22 protein-coding genes and 1 pseudogene are annotated in these 26,422 nt (G+C 35.3%); 3 read left to right on the top strand and 20 right to left on the bottom strand.

The genetic code is table 11. The features are described from left to right. Position 1 precedes the first annotated feature (1 nt). The 8 genes from trmFO to ylqF all read right to left on the bottom strand — a co-directional run bounded on the left by trmFO (position 2) and on the right by ylqF (position 8,889). Positions 2 to 1,306: an FADH(2)-oxidizing methylenetetrahydrofolate--tRNA-(uracil(54)-C(5))-methyltransferase TrmFO gene (trmFO, locus tag G8Y85_RS02120; protein ID WP_060550904.1), complete on the bottom strand. Its 1,305-nt coding sequence runs from the start codon at positions 1,304 to 1,306 to the stop codon at positions 2 to 4. A gap of 12 nt (positions 1,307 to 1,318) precedes the next feature. After that, a complete protein-coding gene (topA, locus tag G8Y85_RS02115) occupies positions 1,319 to 3,388 on the bottom strand; it encodes a type I DNA topoisomerase (protein ID WP_060550903.1) in 2,070 nt (689 codons plus the stop codon). 94 nt (positions 3,389 to 3,482) lie between these two features. Continuing rightward, positions 3,483 to 4,364 carry a DNA-processing protein DprA gene (dprA, locus tag G8Y85_RS02110; protein WP_165805370.1) on the bottom strand — a complete coding sequence of 294 codons (882 nt, stop codon included), beginning with the start codon at positions 4,362 to 4,364 and terminating at the stop codon, positions 3,483 to 3,485. A 212-nt stretch (positions 4,365 to 4,576) separates the two neighbouring features. Then, positions 4,577 to 5,485 carry a succinate--CoA ligase subunit alpha gene (sucD, locus tag G8Y85_RS02105; RefSeq protein WP_037564699.1) on the bottom strand — a complete coding sequence of 303 codons (909 nt, stop codon included), beginning with the start codon at positions 5,483 to 5,485 and terminating at the stop codon, positions 4,577 to 4,579. A gap of 21 nt (positions 5,486 to 5,506) precedes the next feature. Next, positions 5,507 to 6,673, bottom strand: coding sequence for an ADP-forming succinate--CoA ligase subunit beta (sucC, locus tag G8Y85_RS02100; RefSeq protein WP_165805369.1), 1,167 nt, complete (start codon positions 6,671 to 6,673; stop codon positions 5,507 to 5,509). A 212-nt stretch (positions 6,674 to 6,885) separates the two neighbouring features. Next, positions 6,886 to 7,155, bottom strand: a complete 270-nt coding sequence (locus G8Y85_RS02095; protein ID WP_037564707.1) for a hypothetical protein — start codon at positions 7,153 to 7,155, stop codon at positions 6,886 to 6,888. A gap of 86 nt (positions 7,156 to 7,241) precedes the next feature. Then, positions 7,242 to 8,018, bottom strand: coding sequence for a ribonuclease HII (locus G8Y85_RS02090; protein WP_060550900.1), 777 nt, complete (start codon positions 8,016 to 8,018; stop codon positions 7,242 to 7,244). Further along, a complete protein-coding gene (ylqF, locus tag G8Y85_RS02085) occupies positions 8,008 to 8,889 on the bottom strand; it encodes a ribosome biogenesis GTPase YlqF (protein WP_103346175.1) in 882 nt (293 codons plus the stop codon). Before ylqF ends, G8Y85_RS02090 begins: the two co-directional genes overlap by 11 nt. A gap of 192 nt (positions 8,890 to 9,081) precedes the next feature. Between ylqF and G8Y85_RS02080 the strand changes: the two genes are divergently transcribed. From G8Y85_RS02080 to G8Y85_RS02070, 3 genes are read left to right on the top strand one after another with little or no spacing between them, the layout of a single operon-like run. After that, positions 9,082 to 9,480 carry a GtrA family protein gene (locus G8Y85_RS02080; RefSeq protein ID WP_246864154.1) on the top strand — a complete coding sequence of 133 codons (399 nt, stop codon included), beginning with the start codon at positions 9,082 to 9,084 and terminating at the stop codon, positions 9,478 to 9,480. Between the two features lie 27 nt (positions 9,481 to 9,507). Continuing rightward, positions 9,508 to 12,102, top strand: coding sequence for a YfhO family protein (locus G8Y85_RS02075; RefSeq protein ID WP_425338443.1), 2,595 nt, complete (start codon positions 9,508 to 9,510; stop codon positions 12,100 to 12,102). Continuing rightward, complete coding sequence (locus tag G8Y85_RS02070; protein WP_245203072.1) at positions 12,099 to 14,693, top strand: YfhO family protein; 2,595 nt, start codon at positions 12,099 to 12,101, stop codon at positions 14,691 to 14,693. The genes G8Y85_RS02075 and G8Y85_RS02070 overlap by 4 nt, the downstream gene beginning before the upstream one ends. A gap of 102 nt (positions 14,694 to 14,795) precedes the next feature. Here the strand turns inward: G8Y85_RS02070 and G8Y85_RS12325 are convergent, their stop codons facing one another. The 12 genes and pseudogenes from G8Y85_RS12325 to smc form a co-directional block, all read right to left on the bottom strand. Then, positions 14,796 to 15,008: an LPXTG cell wall anchor domain-containing protein gene (locus tag G8Y85_RS12325; RefSeq protein WP_103346158.1), complete on the bottom strand. Its 213-nt coding sequence runs from the start codon at positions 15,006 to 15,008 to the stop codon at positions 14,796 to 14,798. A 111-nt stretch (positions 15,009 to 15,119) separates the two neighbouring features. Continuing rightward, a pseudogene (locus tag G8Y85_RS12515) lies at positions 15,120 to 15,377 on the bottom strand (prealbumin-like fold domain-containing protein); the annotation flags it as partial. Between the two features lie 7 nt (positions 15,378 to 15,384). Beyond that, positions 15,385 to 16,038 carry a collagen binding domain-containing protein gene (locus G8Y85_RS02060; protein WP_103346157.1) on the bottom strand — a complete coding sequence of 218 codons (654 nt, stop codon included), beginning with the start codon at positions 16,036 to 16,038 and terminating at the stop codon, positions 15,385 to 15,387. Positions 16,039 to 16,557: 519 nt separating this feature from the next. After that, positions 16,558 to 17,241 carry a phosphatase PAP2 family protein gene (locus G8Y85_RS02055; protein WP_165805367.1) on the bottom strand — a complete coding sequence of 228 codons (684 nt, stop codon included), beginning with the start codon at positions 17,239 to 17,241 and terminating at the stop codon, positions 16,558 to 16,560. A gap of 284 nt (positions 17,242 to 17,525) precedes the next feature. Then, positions 17,526 to 17,876 (bottom strand): 50S ribosomal protein L19, encoded by a 351-nt coding sequence (rplS, locus tag G8Y85_RS02050; protein WP_037564712.1) that lies wholly within the window; start codon positions 17,874 to 17,876, stop codon positions 17,526 to 17,528. 101 nt (positions 17,877 to 17,977) lie between these two features. Then, on the bottom strand, positions 17,978 to 18,715 hold the full coding sequence (gene trmD, locus G8Y85_RS02045) for a tRNA (guanosine(37)-N1)-methyltransferase TrmD (RefSeq protein WP_103346155.1): 738 nt from the start codon (positions 18,713 to 18,715) through the stop codon (positions 17,978 to 17,980). After that, positions 18,712 to 19,215, bottom strand: coding sequence for a ribosome maturation factor RimM (rimM, locus tag G8Y85_RS02040; protein ID WP_103346154.1), 504 nt, complete (start codon positions 19,213 to 19,215; stop codon positions 18,712 to 18,714). The genes trmD and rimM overlap by 4 nt, the downstream gene beginning before the upstream one ends. Before the next feature lie 104 nt (positions 19,216 to 19,319). After that, positions 19,320 to 19,595 (bottom strand): 30S ribosomal protein S16, encoded by a 276-nt coding sequence (gene rpsP / locus G8Y85_RS02035; protein WP_037564718.1) that lies wholly within the window; start codon positions 19,593 to 19,595, stop codon positions 19,320 to 19,322. Between the two features lie 225 nt (positions 19,596 to 19,820). After that, positions 19,821 to 21,188, bottom strand: coding sequence for a signal recognition particle protein (gene ffh / locus G8Y85_RS02030; protein WP_103346153.1), 1,368 nt, complete (start codon positions 21,186 to 21,188; stop codon positions 19,821 to 19,823). A 13-nt stretch (positions 21,189 to 21,201) separates the two neighbouring features. Then, the gene (locus G8Y85_RS02025) at positions 21,202 to 21,534 is read right to left on the bottom strand and encodes a putative DNA-binding protein (protein ID WP_037564722.1); all 333 of its coding nucleotides are present in this window, start codon (positions 21,532 to 21,534) and stop codon (positions 21,202 to 21,204) included. Further along, positions 21,521 to 22,852 carry a signal recognition particle-docking protein FtsY gene (gene ftsY / locus G8Y85_RS02020; protein ID WP_103346152.1) on the bottom strand — a complete coding sequence of 444 codons (1,332 nt, stop codon included), beginning with the start codon at positions 22,850 to 22,852 and terminating at the stop codon, positions 21,521 to 21,523. The genes G8Y85_RS02025 and ftsY overlap by 14 nt, the downstream gene beginning before the upstream one ends. After that, positions 22,853 to 26,419: a chromosome segregation protein SMC gene (gene smc / locus G8Y85_RS02015; RefSeq protein WP_165805366.1), complete on the bottom strand. Its 3,567-nt coding sequence runs from the start codon at positions 26,417 to 26,419 to the stop codon at positions 22,853 to 22,855. Between the last annotated feature and the right edge of the window lie 3 nt (positions 26,420 to 26,422).

The raw sequence follows: 26,422 nt of genomic DNA, 5'->3' as shown, positions 1-26,422 counted from the left end.
TTTATAACGTATGTTTAAAGTTATCCAAATACGATAAGGCGCGATTTGCTAATGTTTCATAGCGTTCTTTTTTATCTTTTATGCGTGTATCAAGCGCCGGTACTAATCCAAAGTTAGCATTCATTGGCTGAAAATTTTTGTTGTTACTAGCATGAGAAATATAATACGCCATACTACCAATCATTGTTTCTCTAGGGAATGTGACATCCCCTTTATCAAGAAGACGATGCGCTAAGTTGATCCCTGCAACCATGCCACTAGCTGCACTTTCAACATAGCCTTCAACACCTGTCATTTGTCCAGCAAAAAATAAATTTCGTCTATTTTTAAATTCATACGTATCTGTCAACACTTCTGGAGAATTAATGAACGTATTACGATGCATCACACCATAACGAACAATATCGACATTTTCTAGGCCAGGTATCAATTGAATCACTTCTTTTTGCGCACCCCATTTAAGTCGTGTCTGGAAGCCTACAATATTATACAACGTACCCGCCGCATCATCTTGTCTTAATTGAACAACTGCATAAGGGCGTTTCCCTGTTTTAGGATCTTCTAGGCCCACTGGTTTCATAGGGCCAAATAATAATGTTTTTGGTCCTCTACTTGCCATGACTTCAAAAGGCATGCAACCTTCAAAATATTTTTCTTTCTCGAAGTCTTTACTAGGTGCAACTTCTGCAGCTAATGCTGCTTCATAAAAGCGATTGAACTCTTCTTCCGTCATTGGACAATTTAAATAGGCCGCTTCACCTTTATCATATCTTGATTTTAAGTAGACTTTATCCATGTCGATAGAATCTTTTTCAATAATCGGTGCTGCAGCATCGTAAAAATACAATTGATCTTCTCCAGTTAACGCAACAATTTCTTTTGCAAGTGGTTCGGTCGTTAAAGGACCGGTTGCAATAATTGTAGGACCATCTGGAATAGAAGTAATTTCTTCATTTTTTACTGTGACATTAGGATGTTGCTTCAACGTCTCAGTAACATATCCTGCAAAATCGTGACGATCAACTGCTAACGCACCTCCAGCAGGTACACGCGCATTATCTGCAGCCGCAATAATTAACGAATTTAAACGTCGCATTTCTTCCTTTAATACACCTACTGCATTCGTTAAAGCATTCCCTCTCAAAGAATTTGAACATACAAGTTCTGCAAATTTATCTGTGTGATGCGCTGGTGTTTGTTTAACAGGGCGCATTTCATATAAATTCACTTGAATGCCTCGTTCAGCTAATTGAAAAGCAGCTTCTGAACCAGCTAATCCTGCACCGATGACATTAACTGTCGTCATACGATTTCCTCCTTATTTTTGAACTTTCTCTTTATAATCGCAATTAGAACATACAACTTGTGAAGTACGTCCTTTTTTAGACTCAACTAAATAATGATTACATTTAGGACAATCACGTCCTACAGGTTTATCCCACGTGACGAAATCACATTCAGGATAACCACTACAACCATAAAACACGCGGTTTTTCTTAGATTTACGCTCTACAACGTCACCTTTCTTACATTTAGGACAAGTGACACCAATAGGTTTTACAATTGCTTTTGTATTACGACAGTCAGGGAAATTCGAACACGCCATAAATTTACCATAACGTCCCATTTTAATTACCATTGGACTGCCACATTTTTCACAGTCTTCACCCGCAGGTTCATCTTTGATTTCGATTTTTTCCATTTCTGATTCTGCACGTGCGACATCTTGTTTAAAGCTGTTGTAAAAATCGCTTACTACTTTTTTCCATGCGATATCACCATCGGCAATTTTATCCAACAATGTTTCCATATTCACTGTGAAATCAACATCAATAATCTCTGGGAAATAGTCTTTTACTTGCTCGTGAACGATTTCTCCTAATTCTGTTGGTACAAAACGCTTATTTTCACTTTTAACATAATTACGTTTTTGAATTGTATCAATGGTAGGTGCATACGTCGATGGTCGACCAATTTTAAGTTCTTCTAAAGTTTTAACGAGACGTGCTTCAGTATATCTTGGTGGTGGTTGCGTAAAATGCTGAGCTGGATCAATTTTAGTTGCGAGTGCTTGATCTCCTACTTTGAGTTCAGGCAAACGATTTTCCTTTTCTTTTTCTTTATCATCTTGCGTTTCAACATAAAGTGTCATAAACCCTTTAAATTTTATTGTTTGCCCGTTCGCTCTAAATTTCACGTCATTTTGTGTTAAATCTACAGCTACCGTATCAAGAATTGCTGGAGCCATTTGACTCGCTACAAAGCGTTCCCAAATCAATTTATACAAACGGTATTGATCTCGAGTAAGAAATGGTTTCATTTCGTTCGGTGTACGCATTGTACTTGTAGGACGGATTGCTTCATGCGCGTCTTGATCGCCTTGTTTACCCTTAGATACAGACTTCGTTAAATAAGCGTCGCCATATTCTGATTGAATAAAAGTTTTAGCTTCAGCTTGCGCATCTTTAGAAATACGAGTTGAATCTGTACGCATATACGTAATTAAACCAATCGTACCTTTACGTTTTAAATCAATACCTTCATATAATTGTTGCGCCACCATCATCGTTTTACGTGCCTTAAAATTCAATTTACGTGCTGCTTCTTGTTGCAACGTAGAAGTTGTAAACGGATTCGCCGGTTTTCTTATTTTTTCTTTTTTAGTCACATTAGTGATGTCAAATTCATTACCATTTAGCGCTTTCGTAATCGTATCAACATCTTCTTTAGTCGAAAGTTTAAATGGCTTCCCTTTATAATGAAGAAACTTGGCCGTGAATTTAGATTTCTTATGTCTAAACTCACCTTCAATCGACCAATACTCTTCAGGTTTAAAATTGCGAATTTCATTTTCTCGATCAATAACTAATCTAAGTGCAACAGATTGAACACGTCCAGCTGAAAGTCCTTTTTTTACTTTCTTCCATAATACTGGAGAGATATTATAACCTACGAGTCTATCTAATACACGTCGTGCTTGTTGCGCATCGACGAGTTCCATTTCAATGCCTCTTGGATTTTTAAAGCTTTCTTTTACCGCATCTTTAGTGATTTCATTAAATACGACACGGTTTTCTTTACTGTCTTCTAATTCTAAAATATGAGCTAAATGCCATGCAATCGCTTCACCTTCACGATCGGGGTCACTTGCTAGAAAAACTTTTTTCGCCTTTTTAGCATATCTTTTTAAATCTTTAACGACCGGCCCTTTACCGCGGATGGTAATATATTTAGGTTCATAGTTATCGTCAACATCGACACCCATTTGACTTCGAGGCAAATCACGCACATGCCCCATCGATGCAACAACTTTGTATTTTTTTCCTAAATATTTTTCTATCGTTTTAGCTTTTGCAGGCGATTCAACGATGACAAGATTATCTGCCAAAGCAGTTCCCCCCTTGCGATTTCTGTTTACAAAGATAAATGATAAACTGTAAATTTTATATTTGTCAATCTTTTGTATTTAATTATGATCAAGTTCACTGAATTGACGTATTCAAATCTTTCAAAATATCTGCTGCTGAAAGTACAATTTCAGCACCTTCCTTAATACGCATCATATTACCTTTTGTGTGTTTATTAAACATATATCCAGGGAGTACATACACATTTCGATTATGTTCTAATGCTTGATCTAACGTGATAAGTGCACCACTTTTCTCTTTTGCTTCTGTAACTAGAACGCCATGGCTCAGACCACTGATGATACGATTACGTTCAGGAAAACGGAATTTTGCGGGTGGCGTCATGGGATGATATTCACTGATAGTTAATCCTCGTCCGTTCATTTCAATTGTGTGTCGAAGTGATTTTGTTACTGAAGGATAATGATAATGATGCCCAAACCCTAACACACCTATTGTAGGTAATGAATATTTGAGCGCGTAATCATGCGCAAGTGCATCTGTTCCTTTCGCAAGACCAGATACAATGATTAAAGGCGCATGTTTCATCTCTTGAAGAAGATAATTGACAGCTTTTTCGCTATAAAGCGTACAGTCACGTGCACCCACTATGCCGAGTTTGTACTTTGAAGCGGTAACGTATGAGAGGTCGCCTTTACAAAATAATAAAAGTGGCGGTTGGTAAATTTCTTTTAAAAGGGTTGGGAATTGCTCATCTAATAGAGTGATTGGAAAAATGTTATCGTGACGGAGTTGTTGTAAAATATTAGAAGCACTTAATGTATGAAATGTTTGGAGTTTTAATCGTAACGAAGAAGGACTTTGGTTCGTAATATATTGATGCAAAATAGGTGTGATGTCTGATGACAAAACGTCAATAGGTCGCTTAAAAATGCGATAAAGTTGCTGTGTCGTAAAACCTGCATAACGCAATTTAATTAAATTTTCTAATAGCACAATTGTGTCACCTCAAAACAATTGTATCGTATTCATATGTTCTATAATGTGTCTAAAAAAAGGATTAAAATTAGAATTCCGAATTGATTATAGAGTCATTTATTAGTTCGATTAGGGATATGGCTTAAAAAATATATTCATCATTCTAACAAAGCGCTAAATATACAAAAAGGATGGAACCTATTTGGCTCCATCCTTAAATATTTCTACACTTATTTTTTTACCGTTAATAATTGTTCATAAATGCCTGCATCTTTGGCAGCTTGAATTAATGTAGAACCGATTTCAGAAGGTGTATCTGCAGTCTTAACACCACATGCGTTAAGCGTTTTGATTTTTTCATCCGCAGTACCTTTACCACCAGAAATAATTGCGCCAGCATGACCCATACGTTTTCCTGGAGGTGCTGTTTGACCACCAATAAAGCCTACAACTGGTTTTTTCATATTGGCTTTAATCCATTCTGCTGCTTCTTCTTCAGCTGTACCACCAATTTCACCAATCATTACCACTGCATGTGTATCATCGTCTTCATTGAATGCTTTTAAAACGTCAATAAAGTTCGTACCATTTACAGGGTCGCCACCAATACCTACAGCTGTTGATTGACCAATGCCTTCTTCAGTTAATTGATGCACTGCTTCATACGTTAATGTACCAGAACGAGATACTACGCCTACATGACCTTTTTTATGGATATATCCTGGCATAATACCGATTTTTGTTTCATCAGAAGTGATGACTCCTGGACAGTTTGGACCAATTAAACGTGTCTTTTTACCTTCTAAATAACGTTTCACTTTAACCATATCAATAACAGGAATGTGTTCTGTAATACAAATCGCTAAGTCTAATTCTGCATCCGCACATTCTAAAATGGCATCTGCAGCAAATGGTGCAGGTACGTAAATCACTGATACGTTCGCACCCGTTTCTTTTTTCGCTTCTTCTACTGTGTTGTATACAGGTACACCTTCTACAACTTGACCACCTTTACCAGGTGTCACACCTGCTACGATTTGTGTACCATATTCTAACATTTGTTTAGTATGGAAAAGGGCTGTAGACCCTGTAATACCTTGTACGATTACTTTTGTATTTTTATCAACAAATACACTCATTTTCGTTGTCCCATCCTTTCCTTACGCTTCGTTTACAAGCTTAACAATTTTTTGAGCACCTTCAGCCATCGTTGTAGCTGGTTCAATTGCTAAACCTGAATCTTTTAAAATTTGCTTACCAATCTCAACATTTGTACCTTCAAGACGTACAACTAATGGTAATGTTAAATCAACTTCTTTAACTGCGGCTACAATACCTTCAGCGATGACATCACAACGCATAATACCACCGAAAATATTTACAAAAATACCTTTCACATTGCTATCACCTAAGATGATTTTAAATGCTTCCGTTACTTTTTCTTTTGTAGCGCCGCCCCCTACGTCAAGGAAGTTAGCTGGGGTACCATTAAAATGATTAATCGTATCCATTGTCGCCATAGCTAAACCTGCACCATTGACCATACAACCAATGTTACCGTCTAGTGCAATATATGATAAATCATATTTAGAAGCTTCGATTTCTTTAGGATCTTCTTCGTCTAAGTCGCGTAATTCTAAAATATCTTTATGACGGAATAGTGCATTGTCATCAAAGTTAATTTTAGAATCCAGCGCTAAAACATCACCTTCACCTGTTAAAACAAGCGGGTTGATTTCTACGATAGAACAATCTTTCTCGATGAACACATTGTATAAAGAAATTAAGAATTTAACAGCTTTATTGACTGATTCTTTAGGAATATTAATGTTAAAGGCAATGCGACGTGCTTGATATGGCGCTAAACCTACAACCGGATCAATGGTTTCTTTGAAGATTTTCTCAGGGTTTGATGCTGCAACTTCTTCAATTTCAGTTCCGCCTTCTTCAGATGCCATTAATGTCACTCTATCTGTCGCACGATCAATGACAAAGCCAACATAATATTCTTTTTGAATATTTGCGCCTTCTTCAATGTAAAGACGTTTCACTTCTTTACCTTCAGGCCCAGTTTGGTGTGTAACTAACACTTTGCCAAGTAACTCATTCGCATATGTTTCAACTTCTGATAAAGATTTGGCAATTTTAACACCGCCTGCTTTACCACGTCCACCTGCGTGGATTTGCGCTTTCACTACATATACATCACTGTCTAATTCTTTCGCTTTTTCCGCAGCTTCTTTCGCTGAGAAAGCCACGCGCCCCTCTGGTACTGCTACGCCCATTGAGCGAAAAATTTCTTTTCCTTGATACTCATGGATATTCATACTCCATCCTCCTGTTTCTTAAGGTTAAGTTCATTTTCAATTATAGAAAATGTAAGCGCTATTGTAAACAGATAGACGCTTGTTTTTACCTATCTTTCAATCACTTAACACCTTGTTCATTATTGTAAAAATAGACCTCTCACGATATCGATGTGCTTAACATAAAAACTCGCATACATGTTAAACACGTATGCGAGTGATACAACGCCTTCTTATTTATCAGCTTGGAAAGTAATTTGTGTGTCTTCATCCATAGGCACACTTACAATTTTCTGTTCATCCTCAGTTGATTCAACAACAAACTGATGTTCCTTCAAAATACGAATTAAGTCTGATTGTGATTCTTTCTCTATAGAAACATTTAAATTCGTTTCAATCTCATCTTTAATTTTTCTTAATTTGTTTTCGTCTTCAGTAATTTCAGTATCAGTTTCTTCAAAGTGGACTAATACTGTATAAAGTTTTTGTAATGTTTCATCCATAAGTATGTTTAATTCCTTTCTTTTTGGACATATTTACATATTAAAACAAATCAACTTAAATTTCCAAATATTTTAATTTTTCTACTTTAGCTCAATAGCGATTTAATCGGCTCAAACGTCTTACGATGTATCGGTGTAACCCCATAGTATTTCAAGCCTTCAAGATGTTTCTTTGTCCCATATCCTGCATTATTGTGAAAATCATAATGTGGATACTGGTCGTGATAATCTTCCATTAAGTTATCCCGATATACTTTAGCGATAATACTCGCAGCGGCAATGGATACACTTTTGGCATCACCTTTAATAATAGACGTTTGCGGTTCGGTCACGTCTTCCAAATGCATCGCATCGATTAAATAATGTGTTGGTTCGACATCTAAATTTTGAATTGCACGATACATTGCTAACTTTGTAGCTTCATAAATATTTAATTTATCAATTTCTTCTGGTGAAGCAGAACCAATCGCCCAAGATGTCACATTTGACTGTAATTTGAGATTCAAATCATCACGCGTCAATTTATTTAATTTTTTCGAGTCGTTGATACCAATATAATTATGATTGTGCTCTAAAACCACAGCACTTGCGATCACAGGGCCAGCTAGAGGGCCCCGCCCTACTTCATCGATACCACAAATTATTGCATGTGGATGATTCGTTAATATCTCGTTTTCATATTTACACATTGCTTCATAATCTTGTTGCATCTGTAGTTGCTTTTGAATATATTTACGTTGGCGCGTAAATGCTTTTTGCACGCCTTTTCGAGAATCATGATAACTTGGATGCCTTTCTAATTCCTCTAAAGACATGATTTCAAGCAACTCTTTTTCAATATCCTTAATCGTTTTAACTGTCATGTTGATCAGCACTTGTTTTAAATTGATCATATAAATCAAAACAATATGTTCCAATTTTAGCGTTACGTATATCATATACGATTAATTCGATGACCGCTTCATAGTCAATTTCACTGCCGCGACGTAGTAAACCGCGTTTACGGCCAATTGCATCAAACCATTCAATATTTTCTGCCGTTTTTTCTACATCGACTTTATAATGGTTTTTTAAATTTTCGTAGTCATGTTCAATTAAAAATTCCAAACCATAAATAGCCACATCATCCAAATGAACAATACTATCTTTAATTGCCCCTGTTAAACTCAATTTTTTCCCGACAATTTGATCTTCAAATTTAGGCCATAAAATCCCAGGAGTATCTAACAATTGAAGGGATTTACCCACTTTAATCCATTGTTGTTGCTTTGTAACACCAGGTTTATTACCCGTTTGCGCAATCGCACGATGCGCCAATTTGTTTATCAACGTCGATTTACCTACATTAGGAATACCAACTATCATCGCACGGATTGCACGAGGCTTTAAACCTTTAGCTTTCTCTCGATCCATTTTTTCTTTCGTTGCTGTTATTGCAGCCGCTTCGACTTGTTTTAAACCTTTGCCATGTTTTGCATCCACCATAACAGGTATCGCGCCTTTATCCTTAAAAAAAGTTTCCCATTTTGTTAGTTCGTTTAAATTCGCCATATCCTTTTTATTTAAAATCACCACACGTGGTTTTTGTTGAATGACCTCATCAATCATTGGATTACGTGAACTATATGGAATACGTGCATCAACAAGCTCAAACACAACATCAACTTTTTTTAATTGTTCTGTTACTTCTCGTTTTGCTTTAGCCATATGGCCCGGGTACCATTGAATTACCAACACGTTTCACTCACTTTCATCTATCTTTAACTCGAATCATTTACACACTAAAATATGATTTATGTTATATTTATCTTAGTTTTTAACTATATAAAATATGTGTCATCATTCGTTAAATACTTTTTCTACAACCCTTAGTATAATTGTTTTTAACGTCAAAGGCTATCCTAATTGACACATCTCTAGAATCGTATGAAAGTAGGAATAAATTTGTTTAAAACCGAAAGAATGTATGAACTCATCCGATTTGTGATTGTCGGTGGGATTAATACTGTCAATTATTATGCGATATATTTACTATTATTATCCCTTTTTCATGTTCACTATTTAATCAGTCACATCATTGGCTTTGTTGTTTCATTCATTATCTCTTACTACCTCAATTGTTATTTTGTATATAAAGTTCAACCTACATTGAAAAAGTTTTTAGCTTTCCCATTAACACAAGTCGTCAATATGGGCACACAAACTTTATTCATTTTTATTTTTGTACATTATTTTCATTTCAAAGAATTTATTGCACCTTTCGTCGGTTTAATTATTACAATTCCGATTACATTTATCTTATCAAGGTATATATTAAAAGATTAATTATTGAGAGGTAATCACATGTATAAAATAAAACACCGTTTATTATACTTTCTTTCATTTTTACTACTATCGATTGTCGCACATAGTTATATCTTATATAAGTTTTTTAAAGACGGTATTTTATTTACGGGTCCCAACGACGGCATAGAACAAATGGTTCCTATTCAAATGTATATTTATCAAAAGTGGTCGTCAGGAACTTTTTTCTATGCGACAGACTTTGGTCTCGGCGGTGATTTTTTTACAGATTTATCATATTACTTCACGACTAACATTTTATTTATTATCAATGTGATCATCGTGAAACTCTTACATATCATGCATCTCGTTGAACCCAATCATCTCATGTTTTGGTTCCAAAATGCGATTGTTATATCCATTATAAAATGTGCACTTATTCTTGCAGCCACTTATTATTATGCTTCATATTTAAAGCTGAATGCCATATCTAAATGGGTATTTGCTACTGGCTTTGCGTTTTCACCCATATACTTTAGATTTACAGTATATTGGCCATTTTTTAGTGATGTATTTATTTTATTACCACTTTTGTGGGCTAGTATAGAAAGATATTTCAAAACAGGTAAAGTCGGTCTATTTATCCTAATTGTCACCCTCTCATTCATCAATAATTTTTACTTTGCGTATTATCAATTATTAATGGGGTTACTCTACTTTATTTTACGCTTATACATTCGTCATCCAGATGATTTAATGTCAAGAAAGCAAACCATTTTCACATTATCCATTGGTGCCATTTTAGGTTTAGGTTCAAGCTTGCTTTTTTTCTTCCATGGCGCACGTAGCTTTTTAAATAATGAACGCGTTCCATTTGATACAACGATTCCTTTCATTGAAAAGTTTAATCAAAATACAAACATTATTTATGATAACTATCTTATTGTCATATTAATCATAAGTATTCAAGCACTACTCACCTTTAAGTTGTATCGAAATATGTATTTTAAATTGTTTGCTATACTGAGTATCTTAACGATTACCTCAGCGTACATTCCATATGTTGACAGTATATTTAATGGTTTTTCAGCGCCTCAAAAACGTTGGCATTATTTATTGGCGTTTTCAACGAGTGGTTTAATCGCATGTTACGTGCAGCATTTTTTTAAAATACATTTACGTACATATCTGTGGACATCTTCTTTCGTGTTAAGCTTAGTTATCATTAGTGCGATAATGTATGAAAAATTTGTTATATGGATACCTTGGCTCATCATCGTGTGGTTTATCGGTGGCATCACATTATATATAAAACAACAACATTATCGTCATCCAATGCGCTTGGTTTATGGATCAAGCATCATTATTTTATCCATACTTGTGTCAAGTGTATTCACGCATTTTCAAATCTTTCATTCGGACCATTTAAAACGTGCTAATACATTTTATGTCAATGCAAGTCTCTATCATACACCACTCCAACAAGCGTTAGTGAATAAAATGACACGTCAAAAAGCGCCAGAAGAACGCATAGATTGGCGGGTGAATGAACAAGACAATACACCGATGTATCAACATTTTAAAGGATTGAGTTTGTACTCAAGTATTTTTGATCAACAACTTATCGATTTATATTACAATGCATTAATGATAAATATTAAAGAAGAGTCAGTCAGTCGCTATCAATCGACTGGCGGCCGTGCCAATATCGCAAGTTTAATGTCTATCCGTTATCAAATGTTAAAAGATTATCAAGGAAATTTACCTCAATATTTTAAACAAGTTGACACTTCTGGTCAGTACCGAATTTATGAAAACCAAAACGTCCTTCCAGCTGTCAAAGTGACCGATACGTATTATGATGCGAATCAATTAAATACAGCAATAGATCGTGAACATGCGATGATAGATGGTGTTGTTTTAGAGGGGCAAGGACAGCCCTATCCTGCGCCTGCACCTAACTTATTAAAACAAACGACATTGCAGTATCAAAATGCTCAAAGTGTCGATCAAACACACATTAATGTCAATCAAGGGTATGGCGGGGCGACATTAACGCTACCGAAAGCATTACGATCAAAATATAAAGATTTTTACCTGGTCATACACGTAAAACGAGGTCTGCCTGATAGTAATCATGTGATCGATATTAATGGATATCATAATAACCGATTATTTAATGCCTCAAAATACCGTACTGGACAATACGATTTACTTTATCGTACACAGCCTGATCAAAACGGAAAAATCCATATACGTTTGTCTCCGAAAGGAAAGTATGCATTTAAACTATTAGGTTTATACGGTGAAGACTATCAAACGTTACATCAAGCATCTAAAGAAAAAAACTATACGTATCATGAATCACGATCTACGATAAATATAGGTTTAAAAAATCACAATAAAGGTATGATGGTGATAAATATACCTTATCGACATGGTATGCGCGCTACTGTAGATGGGCAATCTGTAAAACCTGAAAAAGTAAATTACTTTATGACAGGGATTCCAGTTAAACAACATGCGAAAAACGTTGAAATCACATATCGTCCCCCATATTTCTATACGATGATTATCATTTCAGTTCTTTCAATTTTAATCGCATTTTGGTTTTCAAAATACAGTTATAAGAAGAATATTAAACGAAAGAGTGAGGCAGATTGAAAGCATCTCTTAAAAACAAGTTGATCAAATGTTTTAAAATCTTTTTAATGGCTTTAGGTGTGGCAGCTGTCGTATATGTCCCTGTCATTTATCGCTTTATCGTAGATGGGATTATATATAGTGGTAATGGGGACGGCTTTAAACAGATGATGCCTTTCCAACGATTTCTATATGATCGCTTTACCCATTTTTCATCTCTATACGATGTTTCAATGGGTCTCGGTGGAGATTACTACATGGACTTAGCCTATTACTATTCCACATCCGTAGTTATGTACCTCAATTTTATAATGATTGCGATTGGCCAATGGCTATTTCATTTAAATCCATCTGAAATCTCATTTTGGCCCGCAAATCAAATTTTCACCGGTTTCTTTAAATGTATGATCACATTCTTCGTCACATATGGCATGTTTCGTGAATTTCATTTAAAAGGAAAATATCGCTTTATAGGCGCATTTTTATATAGTGCATCATCGGTATTATATTATTTTAATTTTACTTGGTCGTTTTTCGGTGACATTTTAATTTTCTTACCGTTGTCGATTTGGGGCATCGAGCGCTTTTTTAAACAACGAAAAATTGGTGTATTTATCCTTGCCATTAGTTTAACGTTGTACTCAAATTTTTATTTTAGTTATTATGAAACCATTGCTTTAACTGCTTATTTAGCTTACCGAATTATATTTAAACATCCTGAGGATATCGTTTCACGTTGGCAGAAATTATATTTATTAATTCCGGCCACCATGTTTAGTTTTTGTATCGCTTCATTCGGGTTCGTTTCTGGAGTACGCTCTTTTATCAATAATGACCGTACATTAAATCAAATTTTCATTTCACCCATTATTGACTTTTCTCAAAAATACCATATATTTACCAACGGATTTTACATAACGTTAACTTTTATTGTCATTGTTGCATTATGCTCATTTAAACTGTATCGACATTATTATTTTAAAATGTTCGCAATTTTAACATGGTGTATTCTCATAGGATCGCTATCGCTCTACTTCGATAGTTTTTTCAATGGCTTTTCAGCTCCACAACGACGTTGGGTCTATTTATTAGCACTTACTACAAGTGGTTTGATTGCACTCTGGTTGAAACATTTTTCTGAATTAACGTTAAAAGATTATGTGAAAGCTTTATCACCTTTAGTGATCTTAGCAATTTTCACAGTATTATTTTCACGTGGCGCCATGTGGTGGATGATTGTTGGCGTATTGATATTAATCCTTTTAGGATACATGTCATGGCGTGCACACTCACATTCCAGATGGTTAATGACTGTTGTCATTTCACTCTTTGTATTACAGCAATTTGTTTTATTAATGAATTACCATACGAACAATATCGCAAAATATCAATCCACGATGAAGGATATTGATGCACCTAAATACCATAGTCAACCGCTTCAACAGAAAATAAATCAAATTACATCATATCAACAAGATTTAGACCGTATTGATTATATGGACAGTTATGCCGTTAATGCTGGGATGATTTATAAATTTAATGGTGTTTCCTTATATTCAAGTATTTTTGATGGTAACATCCTCGAATATTATGATAAAACGATGCAAATCAACATGGAATACGATAGTAATAGCACCTATAGAATGTTAGGTAATCGTGCAAATTTATATGCACTATGGGGTGTCACTGACCGTATTAAAAAAGCGCCAGATCAAAATTTACCATACGGTTTGAAAGTAGAAGACACGATAAAAGATGGCGCTACAACATGGGAACATGCGCGTAATACTGTTCATTATCCTGCAGCCCATTTAACGTCACGTATCTATGACCCTAAATCACTTAAATCACCTATTGACCGTGAACATGCAATGTTATTAGGGGTCGTTAGTAATCAACACAATGCCAATTCACATTTAAAAACGAATCCAAACTTAATTTCGCAAGCTACGATTACTGAACGCGATGCGAAAATTTTAGGCAATCAATTAAATGTCAAAGAAACTGATGGTGGTGTCACGATTAAGTTGCCAGAATCCGTACAAAAACAATTTAAAGATTATTATATAGAATTAGATGTTGAACTACTTCAACCGAATCAACCACATTATTTAGATGTAAATGATTTTCATCAAAGACGATCTAATCTAGATTACCAGTACCGACGTTTTGTAACCCCTGTTACTGTACGAGTTCCAGTTAAAGATGCAATACACATTAAACTAAAAAAAGGCACATATCGTTTTCAAGTCAACGGCATCTATGGTGAGAATTATCAAACCTTACGAAATGCTCAACATGCCGTCGATCCCGTTCAAGTGACTAGACACCGAGATCGCTTAGATGTGACAATGTCACCTAAAAAAGACAGTTACCTCGTGTTACCGATTCCTTATAGAGAAGGTTTATACGCGAAAGTAAATGGTGAAAAAAGAGCCATCACCCAAGGAAACGGCATACAATCAATCGTTCCGGTTCATAAAGGAGAACATAAACTTACAGTGCACTATGCAATTCCGTATTGGCCAGTATTACTTATTTTAACGATTATCGGTATTTTTGGTGCATATTTATATAGACGATGGTTAATTAAAAGTAAGCTATGTAAATAAATGATGTGCATTATACAATAAACCCCTTCAGCGTAGGTTTACCTACGTTAAAGGGGTTTTCTCATTTAGAACTTAAACACGATACGTCTTTTATGGAAGAAATTATTTTTTTCTTCTATTAAATGTAATAAGTACGAGACCTAAACCAATTAAACTTAAAATAATCATCGTTGAAGCAAATGGATGATTTTGCATAACTTTACCAGTATTAGGTAACGCATTGCTTTGGTTGGGTTGTGCGTTTTGAGTTGGTTGACTTGAACCATTTGGATAAACTGGTTGCGGTTGTTCCGGTAATAAAGGATTCACTGGCACAGAAGGTTCACTTGGTGTGATAGGTGCTTCTGGTGTTGCTGGTTCTTCCGGTGTTGTCGGCTCCTCTGGTTGAGGGTCTTCCAGAGGTGGTTGTTTAATATTTGTGACGTCTATTTTAATTTCTTTATTTTTTTCAAAATCTAGTACAATTTGATTAGGAAAATTTGCCTGATCAATCGCATATCCATCAGGTATTTTTGTTTCTTTTAACGTATGCGTACCACCTGTAATATTTTCAAATACAAGTTCACCTTGAGCATTAGTGGCTCCTTTAGCTACAACTTTTCCTTCTAGATTTATAAGTTCATATTCTGTACCCGGTAATGGCGTGCTTGTACCATTGCTCTCATCTTTACCAGTTTTCGCAATGGTTACTTTACCCTTTATATTTAGCTAAATCGCCTTCTGCTTTTCCACCAGCATTAATATTTAAAACTGTAGAATTGGAATTTACTGTTATGTATTCTCCGTTTTTATTAATATATGTAACTGACAATTGGTTTTTAAAATCTTTCATTTTCTGATCAATGATTTTTGCTGAGTAATATATAACTAATTCATTATAATTAGGGTTATTAGCTCTAACTTGGAAGCTGTTTCCTTCAATAGTGGCTTCTCCAAAGCCTGCAGTTTCAAATTCACTTTTCGTATAAAATCGAGGTCTATCTTCATTTATCTGGCGAACGGCAAATTGAAATTGATCTTTACTTAATTCCATACCGGCTCCCAGGGTATCTTTTATAATAGCCGGATCATTTCCTCTAAAATAGTCTTGTTTATTATTGAATATAATGGCCCATTGTACATTGTCAACATCAGTTGTAAGGATTTGTCCTGTTTTATAAAACATTTCATTAAAAACACCTACTACACCATTAGAATTATTTACAACTATGTTTTTTGTAATATGAGTATTTCCAAATACTAAGTTGACATTATGACTTCCTTCTTCCGCTTTATTAATTTCTGCCTCGAAGAAGAAATCACCTTTAATATTATTTAAGTTTTTAACATCATCACTAAACGTCAAATAATTTTTCCATTTTGAACAATACAATCCCCTGGAATTTGGCCATCAGAACTTTTAATTCAAAATCTGTAGGAAAACCTACTAGTTCTTTAGGTAACTCTATGGAAATTGTATCTCCAGATTGAATCTTTTGTGTATTTTTCTGTGAAAAATTTACGGTAATTTTCGCTCTATCACGATACCTAAATTCTCCTGTTAATCCATCTTGTTTCGAGACTTTAATGTCATCGACAAGGGACTGGGTTAAGTCTTGTGCTAATGCACATTTTCCATTGGTAAAAGCTGTGTAAGTAAAATAAAAATAGATATTAAAACTGTAAACTTTTTCAATTCTGTCCTACCTTATAAAATTAATCACAAACTTTGAACATTGTAACACAAGTTATAAGGGCATTTTTTAATAAATTTACTATTTAAGCGTAATTTAAGTTATCTATATATTCGCATAAAAAACACAGTTAAGTTCCAAACTTAACTGCATACATTTGTATTTATTGTGCTTATACTATTGTAAACGTTTTAATGATAAACGATGTGAAATGCTTTGGCATTCTTGATATATTTGCTTACATCAAATCGTTGTTTATTTAATTGGTATAGCATTAGAGACATGTTCACCCAGAATAAACCAAATGTAACGCCACCTATGACGTCTGTAATAAAATGGGCATGGAAATAAAGTCTTGAAAAAAGAATGCTCATCCATAATATCATCACAACTGCGACCAAACTCCATCGTAAAAACTGCTGTCTGATTTTTGGTATAAACACTAAAACTATTAACATGATAAATAATGTACTTGATAGTGAATGTCCACTTGGAAATGAAAATCCTGTATCATTTAATAAATGATCATAAGGACGTAGTCGATGTAAAAGCGCTTTTAATATAAATCCTATGATGCCACCACTTGCGACAGTGGCGAGCATCCACAATGCGAATAAATAATACTTTTTTACCATTAAGATGACTGCCCCGATTATCGTTAAAATAACAAATGTAAGGACATCACCATAAGTGGCAACAAACGTCATATAATCATTAAACAAACCATGGTTGAATACCATTTGTGGCTCCCCAAAATGTGCCATCATCCAATTAAATACGCCGTGATCTAATACATACGTTAGCTCAAAACGCAATGCCACACTGCTCATTATAATAATAAAAATCAAACTGCTGACCATTGAAGTTACTTTCATATTTGTCGGTCATTTATACGTATGCATTTATTCACTCAGTGTAAACTTACAAAATTTAAAATAAAATAGTTTCATTTCTTACTATTGTATTTTAAATCTCCGTATGAAATGAACCTTCCCCCTTTATAGTATATTTTTTATAGTATATCCTCTTTCCATTTAGATCACATACACATTAAGACGTAATTAAATATCATCCATTAGTCGTAATGACATTTGAAGGCAAAATAAAAAAGCCTGAATATCCATCATTAATAGATGTACATTCAAGCTTTAAACATGTATTAGCGAATTTCTTGGATACGTGCTGCTTTACCACGTAAGCTACGTAAGTAGTAAAGTTTCGCACGGCGTACTTTACCACGACGTTTCAATTCGATTTTTTCAATTTTTGGTGTGTGTAATGGGAACGTACGTTCAACACCTACACCAGATGAAATTTTACGAACTGTGAAAGTTTCAGAAATACCGCCACCGCGACGTTTAATTACAACACCTTCGAATACTTGGATACGCTCACGAGTACCTTCGACGATACGAACGTGTACACGTAAAGTATCACCAGCGCGGAATGTTGGGATATCGTCACGTAATTGTGATTTCGTTACTGCTTCGATTAATTTGTGGTTTGTCATTTTTATACTCTCCTTCAACCTATGTTCTTGCCTTGACATCATATAGCAGCGGATCATAGTGATTTTTGTGCATTTCACACTCAGAATATTGTAGCAAAGTTTTATTCCATTTTCAATGTTCTTTTGTGTGATTCTACAATTTTCTTATCTTCTTTCGTTAATGGATATTTTTCGAGTAAGTCCGGTCTCTTTTCTAATGTTCGTATTAAAGACTGTTCTCGACGCCATTTTTCAATATGGGCATGATTGCCTGAAAGTAATACATCCGGTACATCATGGCCTTCAAATGTTCTAGGACGCGTATATTGTGGATATTCTAATAATCCACTTGAGAATGAATCATCTTCATGTGACACTTGATTTCCTAACACCTCTGGTATGAGACGAACGATAGCGTCTGTCATTACCATTGCAGGTAATTCTCCACCTGTAAGGACAAAGTCGCCAACTGAAAACTCATCCGTAACAAGTGTCTCTCTAATACGTTCATCATATCCTTCGTAATGCCCACAGATAAATACGAGGTGGTCGGCTTTTGCGAGTGATTCTGCTTGTTGTTGATCAAAACGTCGGCCTTGTGGCGTCATCAAAATCACACGTGTATGCTCAGTTGTATCTAAATCACGCATCGCATTAAAGATGGGTTCAGGTTTTAATACCATCCCTTGACCACCGCCATATGGGTAATCATCTACTTGGTTATGTTTATTATTCGCATAATCCCTAAAATTTATGGTACGTGTTTGTAATATTTGTTTTTCACGTGCACGCTTTAAAATTGAAGCATTTAACACGCCTTCAAACATTTCCGGAAATAATGTTAAATAATCAATTCTCATTCATTTAACAATCCTTCCATTGGTGTAATGACAATACGTTTAGAATCAATATCTATGTCTTTTACAACATCAGCAATATAAGGAATTAAATGTTCTTTATCACCTTTTACAACCCAAACATCATTGGCACCCGTTTCAAAAATTTCAGTGACACGACCTATTGGACGCGCGCCATCAAACACTGTGCAACCAATAATGTCTGAGTAGTAATATTCGTGTTCTGCTAATTCGATTTCTTCATGATCGCGCTCTTGATATAATGATTGTCCTTTTAAATGTTCTATATCATTAATATTATTAAAGCCTTCAAATGTGAGCATATGCAATCCTTTATGCATACGATGTGTTTTAACAGTGAGTGACACCGTTCGACCTTTATCGTTTACTTCAAGCATTTCACCTGGCTGAAAACGTACATCTGTAAAATCTGAATTAGATTGAATTTTGACTTCCCCTTTGATGCCATGAGTATTAACGATTTTACCCACTTCTACTTTCATCGATTGGGCCTCCTCATTCAAAATAATGTATAAAAAAAGTGAGACGTAAAATCAAACACTTCAATTTGATTTCGCCGTCTCACCTACGTTCATGAACTTTAGAATTATTTTGCTTTCTTTTGTTCGTCAAACGTTTTTAAGATACCTTCACGTGAAAGAATGTTGTGAACTGTATCAGTTGGTTTAGCACCGTCTTTTAACCATTTAAGTGCTAATTCTTCATTAATTGTAACCTCAGGTGCATTCACTGCTGCTGGGTTGTAAGTACCGATTTGCTCGATGATACGACCATCACGTGGTGAACGAGCATCTGCAACTACGATACGGTAGAATGGATTTCTTTTTGAACCTAAACGTGTTAAACGAATTTTAACTGCCATTTATAATACGCTCCTTTAAATTTTCAATAGTTTTGTTATCTACAAGAAATTATAATAACAGGCTTTCGAGACTTTGTAAAGAGAAAATACTTTACCAATTAAAAAATTTGTTACGCCAATAGATATCATAATGCTTTTCATCGAGCCCAAATGGTTTTCGACGTATAGCGACATAAAAAGAAATAGCACTACGGCCTCTCTCCGTAGCACTACTCCTTATACATCCTAAAATGGCAAATTCATACCTTTTAGCATATTTTGCATTTGACTTTGTTTACCTTTTTTACCTTTAGCACCGCCAGTAAATTGTTTCATCATCTTTTTCATATCATTAAATTGTTTCAATAAGCGGTTGACTTCTTGTAATGAACGCCCTGATCCTGCAGCGATACGACGTTTGCGTGAGATATTGAGTTTCGCGGGATTTTCACGCTCTGCAGGTGTCATGGATTGAATGATCGCTTTAATGTGATCAATTTGTTTATCGCTCATTTTTAAATTGTTGATACCTTTCATTTTATTCATGCCAGGTATCATTTTCATAATATCATCTAAAGGTCCTAAGTTTTTCACTTGATCTAGTTGTTCTAAGAAATCTTCCAACGTAAATGATGAATCGCGCATTTTCTTTTCTAAATCTTTTGCTTTTGACTCATCAACGTCTTGTTGTGCTTTTTCAATCAGGCTTAATACGTCTCCCATACCTAGAATACGCGATGCCATACGTTCTGGATGGAACAATTCTAAGCCATCCATTTTTTCACTCATACCTACAAACTTAATTGGTTTTTGTGTGACAGCACGAATTGAAAGTGCAGCCCCACCACGTGTATCCCCATCAAGTTTTGTAAGTGTCACCCCTGTGACATCGAGCTGTTTGTCAAAAGAATCTGCGACATTGACAGCATCTTGACCTGTCATCGCATCAACGACTAACATAATTTCGTCAGGTTTAGAAATTTCTTTCACTTCTTGAAGCTCATTCATTAATGCTTCATCAATGTGTAAACGACCTGCAGTATCGATAATGACAAAATCAAGATGTTCCTCTTTGGCATGCTTTAATGCATTTTCAACAATTTGTTGTGGCGGTACTTGATCACCTTCAGAATATACTGGAATGTCAATTTGTTTACCTACCGTTTGTAATTGATTAATCGCAGCTGGACGGTAAATATCACCCGCAACAAGTAACGGTTTTTTATTGTATTTTTTACGCATAAGTAGTGCAAGCTTACCCGCAGTTGTTGTTTTACCTGCACCTTGTAAACCAACCATCATAATCACAGTTGGAGGTTTTTTAGCCATATTAATACGACTATTATCGCCACCCATTAATGTTGTCAATTCTTCTTGAACGATTTTAATCACTTGTTGTCCTGGTGTTAATGATTTCATTACGTCAGAACCAAGTGCACGTTCAGATACAGTATTGACGAAGTTTTTAACTACTTTGAAGTTAACATCGGCTTCAAGTAATGCAAGTCGTACTTCTCGCATCATTAACTTGATGTCCGCTTCTGTCACTTTACCTTTACCTTTTATTTTCTGCATCGTCTCTTGCAGTCGATCGGATAACCCTTCAAACGCCATAAAGTGACCCTCCTTATTCTAAGTCTTCTAATTCTTTAATATAATGCTTTAATGTTTCAGGTTGTTCAAGCGATTGTTTCATTAATTGATAGAGTTCTTGACGGCGTGTGAAACGTCGATATAACCCTAGTTTCGTTTCATAATCTTCTACTAAGTCGCCAGTTCTTCTTATATTATCATAAACGGCTTGACGACTCACATCAAACGTTTCTGCGATTTCACTTAATGCATAATCTTCTAAATAAAATAAGCGTAAATAATTGCGCTGTTTTTCAGTTAGCAAGGATTGATAAAAATCAAATAAGTAATTCATACGAATTGTTTTAATTAAATCATTGTCGCTCATCCGTTACGTCACCATTTTCATCTGTCGTTACACTTTCTTCAATCATATCAGCAAACAGGCCATATACATAACTTTCCGCGTTGAATGGTTGTAAATCATCTAACTTCTCACCTAGACCGACATATTTTACCGGAATGTGTAACTCGTTTCGAATCGCAAGCACAATACCACCTTTAGCTGTTCCGTCTAGTTTTGTTAATACGATACCTGTGACGTCTGTGACTTCTTTAAACGCTTTGGCTTGCGCTAAGGCATTTTGACCTGTAGTCGCATCTAAGCATAATAAAACTTCATGTGGTGCTTCAGGAATCGAGCGTCCTATCACACGTTTCACTTTCTGAAGCTCATTCATTAAGTTTTGTTTATTTTGTAAACGACCTGCTGTATCACAAATTAAAATATCTACACCTTTATTTTTAGCCGCATTAATGGCATCATACATGACTGCTGCAGGATCAGATCCTTCTTTTTGACGAATCACTTCAACGCCTACACGGTCTCCCCATACTTGAAGTTGCTCAATAGCTCCAGCACGGAATGTATCGCCAGCAGCAAGCATGACTTTTTTACCTTGTGCTTGGTAACGGTGTGCAAGTTTACCAATCGTCGTTGTTTTCCCTACACCATTAACGCCCACCATTAAAATTACATTTAAACGTTCATCTTCTAAATTCATTTCTTCAGATTTATCGTCTTCTTGATGATAGATTTCTACCATTTTTTCAACGATTGTTTCACGTAAATCTTCAGTCTCTGTCACATTGCGACGTTTGGCTTCCATACGCAACTCATCAACGAGTTCCATTACCGTATTGAAACCAACGTCTGCCTGAATAAGCATTTCTTCTAATGCCTCAAAAAAGTCTTCATCTACGGTACGATAATGTGCAATTAAATTGTTCAATTGCGTTTGGAAATTTTCACGTGATTTCTCTAATCCATCACGGAACTTGGCTCCTATTTTTTGAGCTTCAAGTTCTTCAAATTCCTCAATAGACATCAGTCCATCATCTTCGAAATCATCATCCCAACTTTGATCTTTCCAATCAATTTCGTTTGCTTTTAACTTTTTCTTTTTGGGCGATGGTTCATTTAGGTTTGAAGTTTCAGATTGCGTAGGATGTGTTTGCATGTGCGTATTTTCAGTTTGACTCGGACGCGTTTCCACTTGACGTTCGAAATCTTGATTCTCATCACGCCATTCTACTTCCTCGTGTCCTTCATTTTTACGCTCGGATTCAAAATCATCCATTTTCCCAAAATCTTTTTCAATATCTTGTCCACTAAATTTGTCTTTGAGTCGTTTAAAAAAGCTCATTTAGCTTTGTTCCTCCTTCATGACATCATCAATTGTATTTAAATTGACACTTACCAGTCTTGAAACACCTAATTCTTGCATTGTCACACCATATAGTCGGTCACACTTTTCCATCGTTCCTTTACGGTGCGTAATGACAATAAACTGCGTTTCATGTGATAAATCCCGTAAAAATTGCGCATAACGTACGACATTGGCTTCATCTAATGCCGCTTCCACTTCATCCAGTATAACAAATGGCGCAGATCTCACCTTTAAAATTGCGAAAAGTAAGGCGATTGCACTTAACGCACGTTCACCACCACTTAATAATGAAAGATGTTGTAATTTTTTTCCAGGTGGTTGTACCTTTATTTCTACCCCTGCAGTTAAATAATCATCATCAGTTAAACTTAATGTAGCTTCACCGCCACCAAATAAAGCTTTAAACACGTCTGAAAAATGTTTTTGAACCGCATGAAATGTTGTACTGAAACGTTCTGTCACTTCTGCATCCATTTCTGCAATAATCTGTTCGAGTGTCGTTTTGGCTTCTCTCAAATCTTTCTGTTGCGTAGATAAAAACGTATACCGTTCATTAACTTCTTCAAATTGTTCAATCGCATTTAAATTGACCGGTCCTAATTCGTCTATCGTCATTTGAGTGAGTTTTACCTTTTGGCGCAATGCAGAAATCTCTTCCTCTTTAGATGCATAATGCGTTTCTGCATATTGGAACGTCATATGATATTTTTCATCTAAGTGTGTTAATGCATGATCAATCAAAACGTCTAACCTTGATTGTGCTGATTTAATATCTTGATATTGATTTTCAATATTTAACAATTGTTGATGAATATCTTCTAACGCTTTTTCATTTGATTCAATTAAATGTTCCGTCTCTAAACGATGTTGACGTAACTGATCTTGTTGCTCATTTAACGATTGCTTCTCATTTTGAAAAGCGTTAATTTTTTCCTCTAACGCTGACAATGTCGCATCGTCGTTACCATCTTCAGAATTGATAAGTTCATATTGTTCTTGGAGTTTTTGTAGTTGTGCAGTCACTGTTTCATTTTCTTGATCTAATCTTTTTTGTTCTCCAAGTTGGGCTTTTAAGCGCTCTTTAATCACCGCTAAGTCTGATTGCTTTTGATGCAGCGTCTGTTGTAACGTCGATTGTTTTTCCTTATCTTCTTTCGATTGGTTGGATAAAGCTTGAATTTGAGTGTTGAGTGCTTCAAGTTTTGAAGCTAACGCCGCGTGTTCATTTTGTTTTGATTGAAGTGTAGCTTCACTATTATCTCTTTGATAACCATCATTCATTTCGAATTCAAATTCTTCATGTTCTGCTTTAAGACGTTGTTCAATTTCTTGATGACGGTCTTGTTCTAAAGATAAATCATGAATCGCATGTTTTAAATGATTGTGTTGCTGTTGCACCTTAACATATGCATCGCTCAATTCATTTTGTTGCTTCTTATAATTTTGGCAACGTGTCTCAAGTTCTTGAGTTTGCGTAGTATAGGTCTCTAACTGTGATTCAAGACGTTGAATGTCTTGCTTTTGACTTAAAATAGATTGCTTTTGTTGTGTACCCCCACCAGTCATAGATCCACCTGGGTTAACGACATCACCTTCTAATGTCACAATTCGTATTTTGTAATGTATTGCTTTCGCTATCGCATTGGCATGTGCAATGGTATCAGCAATAATAGTGCGTCCTAATAAATTTTGAATAACGTTTTGATATTGTTTATCCGTTTTCACTGCGTCACTTGCAACCGTTATAAACCCTTCCAAAGAAGATGCTTCTTTAATTAATGACGGTTCAATGTGTTTAGGTTTAATGACAGATAATGGTAAAAATGTTGCACGGCCGGCTTTCTTTTGTTTTAAAAATTGAATCGCGCTACGTGCCACTTTCTCATCATCCACAATAACGTGTTGCATTGTAGCACCTAAAGCCGTTTCAATTGCAACAGTCATATTTGAAGGTACATCAATATTTTGTGCCACCGCGCCATGAATACCTTCAAGATGGGTGGTATTTAATATCGCTTTGACACCTTGATAATAAAAAGCCATTTCATTATCACGCATGCGTAAACCTTCTATACGTGATTTTAATTGATCCGTGTATCGATAGGCTTGATATAATTTATCCTCAGACGCTTTATGCTCAGCCTTTATTTCTGATAATTGAGCTTCAAGCGCTTTATTTTGTTTTGCCACCGCTTCAAGTTGCGTTTCTTTTTCGCGCTTTTGAATGTCTATTTCAGAAATATGTTGTTGTGCTTCTTTTAATTGTTTATAAGCTTCAGTTAATCTCGAATCTAAACGTGATTGTTTTAATTTATGTTCTTCTATCGTACGCTCTAAAAAACGAATATCATTATTGACTTCTGATTGTTTAGACATACAAGCATAGTAGTCATCTTTTAAAGCTTCTAACGTTTCTTCATGATTTTCATCACTTTTTTCAAATGCGACTTCAAGTTCATGAATCTCAGTAGCAAGTGTTTGTTTTTGTTGTTTTAATTGCACTATTGTTTTATCCACTTCATCACGTTGTGCAAGCAATTGTTTTTGATGATGATTTAAACTGTCTTGTTCTTCTTCAATACGTGCATTCGTTTGAGATTGATTTTTTTGACGTTCCTCAATCAATTTATATTGACCTGTAACTTTTTCTACACTTTCAGTAACTTGAATTAAGTGATGATTTAACGTTTCAAGTTTTTGATCTATTTGGTGACGTTCACCTTTCGTCTTTTGAATCGTTCTTGATACGTCTGACTTTTTCGATTGAATGGACGCTTGTTCACTTTGTAGGTCATTTAATGCTTGGTCGTGGGTACGAATTTGAGATTGATAAGACTGAATATCGGACACTGTGACTTTTATATCACTTTCTTTTAATGTCTCCGATAATTGAAGATATTCTTTTGCGATTGCTGCTTCTTCTTTTAAAGGTTCTACACGCCCTTCAAGATCATATAAAATATCTTCTACCCGATTTAAATTATCTTCAGTTTGTCCCAATTTCTCTTCGGAAGCTGCTTTCCGTTTTTTATATTTTAATACCCCAGCAGATTCTTCAATAATTTGACGACGATCAATTGGCTTCGCATTTAATACTTCATCTACACGTCCTTGTGAAATGATGCTTAATGCTTCTTTTCCTAAACCAGAGTCTAAAAATAACTCCACGACATCTTTTAATCTTTGACGTTCATTATTAATGAAAAACGCACTTTCGCCACTGCGATATAAACGGCGCGTTACCACAACATGCTCTGCATCATAATTGAGTAAACCTTTTTGATTATCTAAACTTAATTGAACTTCTGCAAAATTTTGTGCATTACGATGTTTAGCACCCGAAAAAATGACATCTTCCATTTTACTACCACGTAGAGATTTCGCTGATTGTTCACCGAGTACCCATTTAATTGCATCTGTAATATTACTTTTACCACTACCATTTGGCCCTACAATTGCAGTAACACCTTTATCGAATTGAACTTGTGTTGGTTCTGCAAAAGATTTAAAGCCAACGACATCAATAGATTTTAAATAAACCATATG

The organism is Staphylococcus sp. 11007852 (assembly GCF_011394325.1).
Classification (GTDB): Bacteria; Bacillota; Bacilli; order Staphylococcales; family Staphylococcaceae; genus Staphylococcus; species Staphylococcus agnetis.
The sequence above is the reverse complement of the archived record's forward strand: the minus strand, read 5'-3'. Positions and strand labels throughout refer to the sequence as shown.

Coding starts and splice junctions, on each gene's coding strand:
- trmFO (WP_060550904.1), bottom strand. CDS start 1,306: ATGACGACAGTTAATGTCATCGGTGCAGGATTAGCTGGTTCAGAAGCT.
- sucD (WP_037564699.1), bottom strand. CDS start 5,485: ATGAGTGTATTTGTTGATAAAAATACAAAAGTAATCGTACAAGGTATT.
- sucC (WP_165805369.1), bottom strand. CDS start 6,673: ATGAATATCCATGAGTATCAAGGAAAAGAAATTTTTCGCTCAATGGGC.
- G8Y85_RS02095 (WP_037564707.1), bottom strand. CDS start 7,155: ATGGATGAAACATTACAAAAACTTTATACAGTATTAGTCCACTTTGAA.
- G8Y85_RS02090 (WP_060550900.1), bottom strand. CDS start 8,018: ATGACAGTTAAAACGATTAAGGATATTGAAAAAGAGTTGCTTGAAATC.
- G8Y85_RS02080 (WP_246864154.1), top strand. CDS start 9,082: ATGAAAGTAGGAATAAATTTGTTTAAAACCGAAAGAATGTATGAACTC.
- G8Y85_RS02055 (WP_165805367.1), bottom strand. CDS start 17,241: ATGAAAGTAACTTCAATGGTCAGCAGTTTGATTTTTATTATTATAATG.
- rplS (WP_037564712.1), bottom strand. CDS start 17,876: ATGACAAACCACAAATTAATCGAAGCAGTAACGAAATCACAATTACGT.
- trmD (WP_103346155.1), bottom strand. CDS start 18,715: ATGAGAATTGATTATTTAACATTATTTCCGGAAATGTTTGAAGGCGTG.
- rimM (WP_103346154.1), bottom strand. CDS start 19,215: ATGAAAGTAGAAGTGGGTAAAATCGTTAATACTCATGGCATCAAAGGG.
- rpsP (WP_037564718.1), bottom strand. CDS start 19,595: ATGGCAGTTAAAATTCGTTTAACACGTTTAGGTTCAAAAAGAAATCCA.
- ffh (WP_103346153.1), bottom strand. CDS start 21,188: ATGGCGTTTGAAGGGTTATCCGATCGACTGCAAGAGACGATGCAGAAA.
- G8Y85_RS02025 (WP_037564722.1), bottom strand. CDS start 21,534: ATGAGCGACAATGATTTAATTAAAACAATTCGTATGAATTACTTATTT.
- ftsY (WP_103346152.1), bottom strand. CDS start 22,852: ATGAGCTTTTTTAAACGACTCAAAGACAAATTTAGTGGACAAGATATT.
- smc (WP_165805366.1), bottom strand. CDS start 26,419: ATGGTTTATTTAAAATCTATTGATGTCGTTGGCTTTAAATCTTTTGCA.